Origin of the sequence: Pseudoalteromonas sp. TB51 (genome assembly GCF_000498055.1) — a bacterium.
GTDB lineage: Bacteria > Pseudomonadota > Gammaproteobacteria > Enterobacterales > Alteromonadaceae > Pseudoalteromonas > Pseudoalteromonas atlantica.
This window is the reverse complement of record NZ_AUTO01000236.1, coordinates 64,073-74,451: the sequence shown is the minus strand read 5'-3', so window position 1 is coordinate 74,451 and position 10,379 is coordinate 64,073. Positions and strand designations below refer to the sequence as shown.

Below are 10,379 nucleotides of genomic sequence, written 5' to 3'. Positions count from 1 at the left end.
CGTTGGTATGACTCCCACTGTCAAGTTAAACGCACTGATCCCTGCCTAACTTTTTAAGCCATAATTACTTTAGCTCGAATTAGAGCGAGTTAATACATAGGATGAAGCAAGTAATGTCGTCGGTTATCTTGCTGATATTCGTTGGTTATTACTATTTCTAGTAACAGAGCAGACCTTACTTATTTCGTCGTGGCACCTGTCTTCAGTCTATGTTCGTGGTTCAATGCAGCGTTAGCTGCACTGCCATCCTAACGCCGTCGGTGGTTGTGCCACACCCGATGCTTGATCCCATGCATTAACTCTAATACGTTTATCATGCGGGTACTCTTGCCAATCTAAGTTTTGTATTCACTGGCGTAAGCACCACTTCTTTTGCAATAGCCCATATGTACGCAATCATTTCTCGGGCAATGGCGGTAACAACCAGATTGTAGTGTTTCCCTTTGGCTATCATTTTTTTATAGCGTTTGCAGAGCCTAATCTGTGCTTTCCACGCAATATCAATAATGTCCTTTGGTAAGCCTTCTTGTCGTTTTTGCATATCTGTTGATATATTTGCCGCATACCGATAAGTGTGTGCACCTTCCACAAGAAGGCGTCTTGCTCGGCCATTTCCGCATTTTGTGATGGCGCCAATATGGCGTTTGCCACCACTCGAGTGTTCACTGGGTACAAGACCGAGATAACTCATTAATTTACGGGGATGGTCGAAACGCGATAAATCGCCAAGCTCAGCAACAACGCCAGTGGCGACCAACAAACGGACACCACGCATAGCTTGTATTGCTTTGACAACAGGATAATAACGCCACTGGTGAACGTGGTGTGTTAGTTCATTGTCTAGCCGTTCAAGTCGGCTTATTCGTTCGGTAATTGTGTGTAAAAATTCTTGTAAGACGATGTGCTGAGCGGGGTGTGGCAGCACAATCTCAGTGAGCCAACGTAAATGTTTTTGTGACCAATTCGCAGTGCCTTTATAATTGATATTATTGCGAAGCAACAGCGCCTTTAATTGATATTTGGCATCTTTTAAGTCCTTCATTGCCACTTCGCGTGCACGAGATAAATCGCGTACAGCTTCATCTTCAGGCTCGGGAACATAGATAGGTGTTAAATCTTCAGACTTAAGTAATTTAGCAAGCTTAAGAGCATCACGTTTATCGGTTTTAATCTTCTCACCAGGTTTTTTAGGAATAAGAGAGGGCGCCACCACGTAACAGCAATGGCCGAGGCTGGTAATTAACCTGTAAATCCAATAACCACATGGGCCTGCTTCATAAACAAAATGAAGTGTTGCGCCAGAGTATTTCGATTCGAACTGACGAACAAGCTTTTGAACGGCCACTTTGGAAGACGAAACTCGGCCAAGATGAACAGGTTGCGCACCTCTATGTTCTTCAATATAGGCGACTTCATTGAATTCTTTATGTGTATCAAGACCGATAAAAAGTATGCTATGTTTATTCATGTTAGCCTCTGCTGTTTAGTTAATTGACAAACTAATTATGGCTCTGGCTTTGAATTAAGCTAACCCACGAAAAGCGGAGGCTAACACCGTGTGGGAGTCATTATGTCTATTAGCCCCGGTGTATTTATTCCTATTGCAGAGGAAACCGGGCAAATAATAGAAATTGGTGAAGTGGTTTTAAACAAAGCGTGTCGCGATGTAAAACAATGGCTAGACGATGGGCTATTTAGCGGCCGCGTTGCAGTTAACTTATCGGCTAAGCAGTTTAGCTTGCCAGATTTAACGACCCGTATTGACGTGATATTGCAAAAAAACGAGCTACCTTCTTACTTTTTAGAGCTGGAAATTACCGAGGGCACGGTAATGGACGACCCACAAGAAGCCATTGCAATTATGCGCTCGCTAAGTGCGCGTGGTATTCATTTAGCCATGGACGATTTTGGTACAGGTTATTCATCTTTAGCGTACTTAAAACAATTTCCGCTGAATACCTTAAAAGTAGATAAAGCATTTATTGATGACATGAAAACCGAACGTGGCCGCAACATGGTTGACTCTATCGTGACGATTGCGCAAAACCTCGATTTACATGTGGTTGCTGAAGGTGTGGAGCAAGCAAGCCAAATTGACATACTCAAAACGCTAAATTGTGAAACCGTACAGGGCTACTTCTATTCAAAACCGCTTTCAAAAGATGAATTTACGGCCTTTTTAAAACAGCAACAAAGCAACTCTACGCCAAGCCTTATTAGTGCTAATAAACATTTAGCGCAAATAAGGTAATGTTACGGGCGCCATATACACGCACCAGCTCCTACGTTGCGTATAAAAGCACGCCTGTAATGCAAACCAAATAAGCACCATGCGCCAGGGCCTATTAGCGCCCCTAATAAAATCCACCGTTTAATTGGCATACCTTTTTTAAGCGCTTGAACATAAATGGCCAAAGCACATAGAGCGTTAATAAAAACGAAAAGCAAACATCACCCCAACTGAGCTCAAAACAACGCTGCGCATTTTAACGGCAAATAACACACTTTTAAAGCAGCAGGCTTGATAAGCCAATGAGTCGCCATTTTAGCTATCAGCGCATATAAATTAAGTATTGATGCAAATTACTATTCCCTAGTTTAAAAATTTAGGCATAAAAAAGCCGGCATAGCGCCAGCTTTCCAGCTTTATTGTATAGCTTGGGTTACTTTTCAGCGCGACCCATAAATTTGTGCTCAACCGTATTAATACGGATACGGTCGCCCGTAGATATATGCTCAGGCACCGAAATGGTTAAACCCGTGCTCAGGCGTGCAGGCTTAGAGCGTGCACTGGCAGAAGCGCCTTTGATTGAAGGGTCTGTTTCTTCAACAACCAGCTCTACGCTTGATGGCAAATCTAAACCTACAGGCGAGCCATCAATCACAATAACGTGTACGCCTTGCGTTTCTTCGTTAACGAATTGAATTTCTTCTGCTATCGCCTCTTTATTTAAGTTATACGGCGTGTAGTCTTCATTATCCATAAACACGTATTCATCGCCATCAATGTACGAAAGCATTGCTTCGCGGCGAGTTAAATCTGCTAGGGTTAGCATGTCGCTGTCTTTGAAGGTTTCGTCTACTTTCGCACCTGTTACTACATCGTATAAACGCATACGGTACAAACTACCGCCTGCACGACCTTGTGGTACTGAACGTACAATATCTTTAACTACCAACACGCGATTATTAAACTCAATCGCGGTTCCTTTTTTAACTTCACTCGCCTTTGGCATGGGGGTTTTCCTATTATTTTTTTGATTGCCAGAAACATACCACGAACTGGGTATTGTTCAACTAAAAATACGTTAATTTGGGGCTGCATTTGATATAGACTTGCAAATTTTTAATTTAAAACTAAATACCTATAATCAAAAGCGAAAAAAACTGCTATGGTATCTCTACCGAGTATGACTTCAAGGATTGGATCATGGACCAAAACACAGTACATGAGTATTTAGTAAAGAAGCCCTTGGTGCAAGTGACAAAACCATTTGCTCAAGAGGTTGATGTTTATAAAGTAAATCATAAAATGTTTGCCACCCTTGCCTTAGGTAATGATGGAGACGTAAATGATGATGGAGATCCTATTTGGTGGCTTAATTTAAAGTGCGATCCCGATGAAGCACTTAAATTGCGTGATATTTTTCCTGCGGTGATCCCTGGCTATCATATGAACAAGCGGCTTTGGAATACGGTGATATTAGATGGCTCTATTCCACAAGGCGAAATTGAAAGAATGATCGATAATTCGTTCAAATTAGTTGTTGAGAATATGCCAGAAAAAGACCGTAAAGCAATTGAAGCACATCTATAGAAACCACCATCACGGGCTAGCTTGCTAGCCCTATTTGCTACAATTTTAATGTGTATATCAAATCATCATAACGTGTATTATTAATAGTGTGCGCTTGCGTATTAATGCCAGTTAACGTTAATCCACACTTTTGTAATACCTTTTCAGACCCTATATTCCCCTTTGTAACCACGGCTTTAAACTGTGTAATACCGCATTGTTGCCATGCCCACTCAATCACGGCACGCAATGACTCACTGGCAAAGCCTTGATTAAAATACGCGGGTAAAAACAAATAGCCTAGCTCAGCTTGCTCAAGTTCGTATGTAAACCCCGTTACACCCATGGGCTCATTTGAATACTTATCTAATACCACAAGGCAAAGTGGATGAGTAGAAGTGCTATCCCAGCTTTTTAAACGTTGTTCAAAGCGGCTGCGTACGAACGCTTCGCTGGGCATATCGTAGCAATAACGGATCACGGTAGGATTTTGATGTAACTGCAAAAATAATGGCCAATCACTGCTTTGAAGCGGGCGCATTGCCAATCGTGCTGTAAACAACTGCATAATGGTTTACCTCTTATCTGCTTAGCTGCAAAATAAGCTAACATACTTTATAGCAAGCCACTTAATTATAAGACTTATTTGAGGGTAAAAACCTGTCGATAACTAAATAAAAACTGGCAATTTAGGTTTTATAAATGCACGTTTTTAACACTGGTAGCGACACGTTATCCCCGCAGAATAATTAAGTATTATTGCGGGTTGGTATTATTGCGCCCTAGAATTCTATATTTACAAATAGCAGATATAAAAAAACCGCATATAATGCGGTTTTTTTTAATCAAGCTGTTTACGAGTCTTGTTTTGGTGAGTCAACGCTCTCTTCTTGAGGTTGCTCATCAGCAGGCTCTGCTTCTATTGCTTGTTCAGCAACAGGTGCTGGGCTTGGCTCATCTGCAGCAGGCTGCGTTTGATAAAACTTAGCGCCTGATTCAGCCATACTTACTAACGTGTCGCATGGGGCAAAATTTGCATTGCTATTAGCTAATGTAGACATTTCAGAGCTAACCTTGCTGGCGCCCAATTTATCCATATAGCTAAACGGTCCACCTAAAAACGGTGGGAAGCCAATACCAAATATAGCGCCAATGTCGCCATCACGTGGGCTTGCAATAATCCCATCGTCTAAACAACGCACGGCTTCGTTAAGCATTTGTGATACACAACGCTTAGCAATTTCGCTTTTATTTAAACGCGGTGCAGGGGTTACACCTAATAGCTCATACACTGACTCGTCAACTTTTTTGCTCTTTTTATCGTACTCATAAAAACCACGACCCGTTTTACGGCCTAGGCGTTTTGAATCAATCATACGAGAAAATGCATCAGGCGCTTTAAAACGCTCGCCTAATTCTTTTTCAAGAATTGGGGCTATTTTAGAGCCTATATCAATCCCTACTTCATCAAGTAAAGCAAGCGGCCCAACTGGGAAACCAAACTCTACAAGGGCAGCATCAATTTTTTCAATTGGCTCACCGGCAAGCATTAAATTAGCTGCTTCATTTACATAAGGCGCTAAAATACGGTTTACGTAAAAACCTGCCATGTCTTTTACCACAATGGGCGTTTTACCTTGCTTACGTGCAAAGTTAACTACGCGCGCTATAGTCTCTTGTGAAGTCCCTTCGTGCGGAATAATCTCCACGAGTGGCATTTTTTCAACTGGCGAGAAATAATGCAGGCCAATCACGTTTTCAGGGCGCTGTGCCTGTGCTGCAATTTGTGAAATAGGCAGTGATGACGTGTTACTTGCAAAAATAGTATTGCTTTGGCATTGCTGCTCTATATCGGCAACCATACCTTGCTTTAAGGCTAAATCTTCAAATACAGCTTCTACTACTAAATCAATGTGTTTAAAGCCACTGTAGTCGGTAGTACCGGTAATACGGTTCATTGTTAACTGCATATCAGCTTTAGACATAATGCGGCGTTTAAGGCGCTTATCTAAAATTTTGTAGGTGTAGTTCATAGCATTACTAATGCCCTGCTCTGCTACATCTTTAATACGTACAGGTACTTTGGCTTTTACTGCGCTTACATGCGCAATACCGGCACCCATTAGGCCGCCACCTAAAACAGCTGTTTTACTGATTGCTGGCGCATCGTCGTTGCGCCACTCTTTTTTCATTTCAGTGGTTGCAAAGAAAATACCGCGAAGCGCTTTAGATTCATCACTCATTACAAGTGTTGCAAAGCTTTCAGCTTCTGTTTTGTATGCTTTTAATTTATCAAGCTCTACACTTGCACGCACAGCCTTAATAATTGCAAGCGGCGCAGGGTAATGTCCGCCGGTTTTTTTAAGGACGTTTTCTTTGGCTTTTTTAAAGATAAAGTTACGGCCAAACGGGTTTGACTCTAATAATTTACTTACTTTATCAAGCTTTGGTTCTTTATCTGCTGGCTTTTTCTTAGCGGCAAATTCTTTAGCGACTTTTAGTAATACGCTTTGTGGTACTACATCATCTAATACGCCTGCTTTTTTAGCTTGCTTAGGGCGAATCTGCTTGCCTGTTAGCATCCATTCAAGTGCTTTTTGAATGCCTACAATTTTAGTTAAACGCTGCGTACCGCCGCCACCTGGTAATAAACCAAGTTGTACTTCTGGCAGGCCTACTTTAGTCATATCGCTATCTGTGCCTACGCGGTAATCACACGCTAAAGCAAACTCTAAACCACCACCAAGCGCAGCACCATGTATTGCACTTACTGTTGTATAAGGTAGTTTTGTCATATCAAAAAAGGCTTGATGACAAAGTTCACTAATTGCTAACGCATCTTCACGCTTTTGCACGCTATCAAGCATTTTTACATCAGCGCCCGCGATAAAGTTATCGCTTTTACCACTAATAAATACCATCCCCTTTACTGACTCTTGTTTCGCTTGTTCAAGTAAAGCTTTTAAGTCATCTGCGAATGAGTCGCGCAGGGTATTCATTTTCTCACCCGGCACATCAATGGTTACTACGGCAATTTTGTTTTCATCTACCGTTAAATTAAATACTGAATCTGTCATTACGCGCTCTCCAATACAAAGGCTGCACCTAAACCACCAGCAGCACACGCTGTTGTTAATGCTAAACCGCCACCACGACGTTTAAGCTCGTGTAAGCTTTGCGTAATTAAGCGAGCACCGGTTGCTGCAAATGGGTGACCATATGCCAGTGAGCCGCCGTTAACGTTAAACTTATCCATGTTAATTTCGCCAATTGCTTTGCTACGACCAAGTTGCTCTTGCGCAAACTTATCTGATGCAAACATTTTCATATTGGCGAGTGTTTGCGATGCAAAGGCTTCGTGCATTTCAATTAAATCTAAATCAGCAAGTGTAATACCTGCTCTATCAAGTGCGATAGGCGTTGAATGCGCTGGGCCCATTAGCATGTCTTTTTCTACACCAATTGCCGAAAACGCAAAGCTACGTACATAACCTAAAATTTCGTAGCCTAGTGCTTTTGCTTTGCTTTCGCTCATCATCAGTACGGCGGNCGAGCCATGTTGGCGGTCAAATACTGGTTTAAGCTTAGCGTAGCCTTCAACTGTAGAATTTTTACGAATGTTATTATCTTCTTCAATAAAGCTTTTATATGGCGGTAAATGTGCCGTCATTACTTCATCTTTTAACTTGCCGTCGGCCCATGCTTGGGTTGCAAGTGAATGCGAGCGATGCGCTAGTGCATCTTGATCTTCACGGCTTATATTATGTGTTTTAGCCATTTGCTCAGCAGTTTGCCCCATTGAAAGGCCTGTTGAGTACTCAGCAACCGCAGGCGGTACTGGTAATAAATCTTTTAAACGCAGTTTTGAGAATATTTGTAAACGCTGGCCTAAGGTACGTGCTTTGTTTAAATCAACTAAGCTACCTGCCAATTTTTTACTTACGCCAATAGGTAATACTGAAGATGAGTCGGCGCCACCGGCAATACCTACATTTACAGAGCCTGCCATAATAGATTCAGCTACATTAGCAATGGCCTGAAAGCTGGTAGCACACGCACGCGATACTGAATACGCGTCTACGCCTACTGGCATACCCGTACCTAAAACAATTTCACGTGCAATATTTGGCGCTTCTGGCATTTGTACTACTTGACCAAATACAAGTTGATCGATTTCTGACTTGTCGAAATTTAATCGTTCAAGCATTTCGTTAACCACCAACTTACCCATATCAAGGGCTGGTACATGGTGAAACGCTGTTGCTTGTTTTGCAAAAGGAGTACGTAAGCCGCTAACGATGGCAATACGGTCGCCTTTTGGTGTTTTTAGTATGTTTTGCTCAGACATTTATGCTCTCCCGCTGACAGGTCTGACCTGTTTGTTTTCCTCGATTCTAAACAACCCGTGTGCTAAAGCCAATAGATAAACACAAATTTATACAAAAGCACTAAAGGTAGATATATACATAGTGCTTAATATTGACTACCACAATAGGCTTTTTTACGCGTTTTTACAAAGTTTTGTGGTACGCTAAAAACCGTTAAAAAATAACGAACTATTTTTAAAAATACAGTCTAACTCTTGAGTTACTCACTTATAAACCTTATAACTAGGTCAGTATTAATCACCTAAAATAAATTAGGTGCAAACCCAGCTGACGAGGAAGTCTATTTATTATGGCAGCTAACGCATTCAAACAATTAAAAACGTACTTAGATACACAAATTATTGGCCAGCCAGAGCTTACTCAAGCACTCCTTATTGCCATTTTAGCTGATGGCCATTTATTAGTAGAAGGCCCGCCAGGGCTTGCAAAAACCCGTGCTGTTAACGCCCTTGCTAAAGGTATTGAAGGCTCGTTCCAGCGCGTACAGTTTACGCCCGACTTATTACCTGCCGATGTAACCGGCACCGATATTTACCGCCAACAAACCAGTGAATTTGTGTTTGAGAAAGGCCCTTTATTTCATAACCTTATTTTAGCCGATGAAATAAACCGTGCCCCAGCAAAAGTACAATCAGCACTACTAGAAGCCATGGCAGAGCGCCAAGTAACGGTAGGCAAAAACACCTACCCGCTAAGCGATTTGTTTATGGTAATGGCTACCCAAAACCCGCTGGAGCAAGAAGGGACTTATCCGCTGCCAGAGGCACAATTAGACCGCTTTTTATTACATCTAAGCATTGATTACCCAGGTGCAGAGCACGAGCTAGACATACTCCGGTTAACCCGTGGTGAAGCACTTAATGAACACCAAGCGGTAATGCAGCAAATTACCCAAAGCGACTTATTTGCCGCTCGCCAAGCTATTTTAGGTTTGTATTTAGCCGAGCCGCTTGAGCAATATTTAGTACAGCTTATTATTGCCACTCGAGAAGGGGCTAAATTTGATGAGCAACTTGGCCGTTGGATTGAGTTTGGCGCAAGCCCGCGTGCCACCATTGCACTTGATAAATGTGCCCGTGCCCACGCTTGGTTACATGGCCGCGATTTTGTAGCACCTGATGACATTCAAGCCGTTGTACATAATGTACTGCGCCATCGTATTATTTTAAGCTACGAAGCACAGGCTGATGGCATTACTAAAGATCAGGTTATAAGCCGCATTGTTGAACTTGTAGCCGTACCCTAAGTTATGCAAACACAATTAGACTCAAAGGCGTGGCTAAAAGAAAGCCACAGCCACGGTGTAAATTTAGCGCTAAAAGAACTGCTGTATTACAAAGCTAAAGCACAGTTATTAGAGCTGGCACCAAAAGTTAAAATTAAAAACAGTTTAACTGGGCAATACCTTGCGCCCCATAAAGGCCGAGGCATGGAGTTTGCCGAAGTGCGTCATTACCAGCAAGGTGATGACATTCGCTCTATTGACTGGCGAGTAACAGCGCGTACCGGCGAAACCCATACAAAGCTTTTTCAAGAAGAAAAAGAGCGCCCTGTTTTTGTATTTACTGATTTTTCAAACTCTATGCTATTTGGCTCAAAGCTGCTGCTTAAGTCGGTACAGGCTGCGCACATTAGCGCGCTAGTTGCGTGGTCGGCGTGTCAACGCGGAGATAGAATTGGCGGTATCGTGTTTAATCAACACTCGCATTTAGAACTAAAGCCCAGCGCCCGCGAAAAAGCGGTATTAAAGCTGTGTCATAATCTATGCGACAGCCACCAGCAAGCACTTAACAATATAGATAAACAAGCAACCAACAACTTTAGCGATAATTTAAAACGCCTTAACCACTTAGCTAAACCTGGCAGCTTAGTGTATTTAGTCTCTGACTTTAATGGCTTAGATGATGCAAGCTTTAAACAATTAGAAATACTAAGCCGCCACTGTGAGCTGATAGGCTGTCATATAAGTGATCCGTTTGAACATACGCTCCCCGCGTTTAAAAACGCTGTCACTGTTAATGCCAACGGCCAAGATTTTGCGCTACCGCTTATGGATAAAAGCTTTAGAGAACGCTTTGCAAAAAACGCCGAGCAAGCATTTAGCACACGTCTAAATCGCTTAACTAAATCGGGTCTTAACTTAATATCATTCAATGCAGCCAGCCCGCTTGAGCTGCAATTAGTGAGAAAATAAC

9 protein-coding genes and 1 pseudogene are annotated in these 10,379 nt (G+C 42.3%); 4 read left to right on the top strand and 6 right to left on the bottom strand.

Annotation, left to right across the window (positions count from 1 at the left end):
* Positions 1–313: 313 nt before the first annotated feature.
* Positions 314–1,468 (bottom strand): IS110 family transposase, encoded by a 1,155-nt coding sequence (locus L650_RS0113835; protein WP_029772239.1) that lies wholly within the window; start codon positions 1,466–1,468, stop codon positions 314–316.
* 108 nt (positions 1,469–1,576) lie between these two features.
* Here L650_RS0113835 and L650_RS0113830 point away from each other — a divergent pair.
* Positions 1,577–2,251 (top strand): annotated as a pseudogene (locus tag L650_RS0113830) (EAL domain-containing protein); the annotation flags it as partial.
* Positions 2,252–2,253: 2 nt separating this feature from the next.
* Here L650_RS0113830 and L650_RS24590 read toward each other — a convergent pair.
* Both L650_RS24590 and yeiP read right to left on the bottom strand, forming a co-directional pair.
* On the bottom strand, positions 2,254–2,433 hold the full coding sequence (locus L650_RS24590; RefSeq protein WP_374274991.1) for a hypothetical protein: 180 nt from the start codon (positions 2,431–2,433) through the stop codon (positions 2,254–2,256).
* Between the two features lie 230 nt (positions 2,434–2,663).
* Positions 2,664–3,236: an elongation factor P-like protein YeiP gene (yeiP, locus tag L650_RS0113820; protein WP_004587302.1), complete on the bottom strand. Its 573-nt coding sequence runs from the start codon at positions 3,234–3,236 to the stop codon at positions 2,664–2,666.
* Positions 3,237–3,430: 194 nt separating this feature from the next.
* On the opposite strand from yeiP, the gene L650_RS0113815 reads away from it, so the two are divergent.
* Entirely contained in the window at positions 3,431–3,817 is a 387-nt protein-coding gene (locus L650_RS0113815; protein ID WP_004587303.1) for an MmcQ/YjbR family DNA-binding protein, read from the top strand.
* A 37-nt stretch (positions 3,818–3,854) separates the two neighbouring features.
* Here L650_RS0113815 and L650_RS0113810 read toward each other — a convergent pair whose 3' ends face one another.
* The 3 genes from L650_RS0113810 to fadI all read right to left on the bottom strand — a co-directional run bounded on the left by L650_RS0113810 (position 3,855) and on the right by fadI (position 8,144).
* Positions 3,855–4,364 (bottom strand): GNAT family N-acetyltransferase, encoded by a 510-nt coding sequence (locus L650_RS0113810; protein WP_029773484.1) that lies wholly within the window; start codon positions 4,362–4,364, stop codon positions 3,855–3,857.
* Between the two features lie 286 nt (positions 4,365–4,650).
* On the bottom strand, positions 4,651–6,873 hold the full coding sequence (fadJ, locus tag L650_RS0113805; protein ID WP_029773483.1) for a fatty acid oxidation complex subunit alpha FadJ: 2,223 nt from the start codon (positions 6,871–6,873) through the stop codon (positions 4,651–4,653).
* Entirely contained in the window at positions 6,873–8,144 is a 1,272-nt protein-coding gene (gene fadI / locus L650_RS0113800) for an acetyl-CoA C-acyltransferase FadI (RefSeq protein WP_029773482.1), read from the bottom strand. The genes fadJ and fadI overlap by 1 nt, the downstream gene beginning before the upstream one ends.
* Before the next feature lie 329 nt (positions 8,145–8,473).
* On the opposite strand from fadI, the gene L650_RS0113795 reads away from it, so the two are divergent.
* Both L650_RS0113795 and L650_RS0113790 read left to right on the top strand, forming a co-directional pair.
* Positions 8,474–9,430 (top strand): AAA family ATPase, encoded by a 957-nt coding sequence (locus L650_RS0113795; RefSeq protein WP_029773481.1) that lies wholly within the window; start codon positions 8,474–8,476, stop codon positions 9,428–9,430.
* 3 nt (positions 9,431–9,433) lie between these two features.
* Entirely contained in the window at positions 9,434–10,378 is a 945-nt protein-coding gene (locus L650_RS0113790; protein ID WP_029773480.1) for a DUF58 domain-containing protein, read from the top strand.
* The last annotated feature ends 1 nt before the right edge of the window (position 10,379 follow it).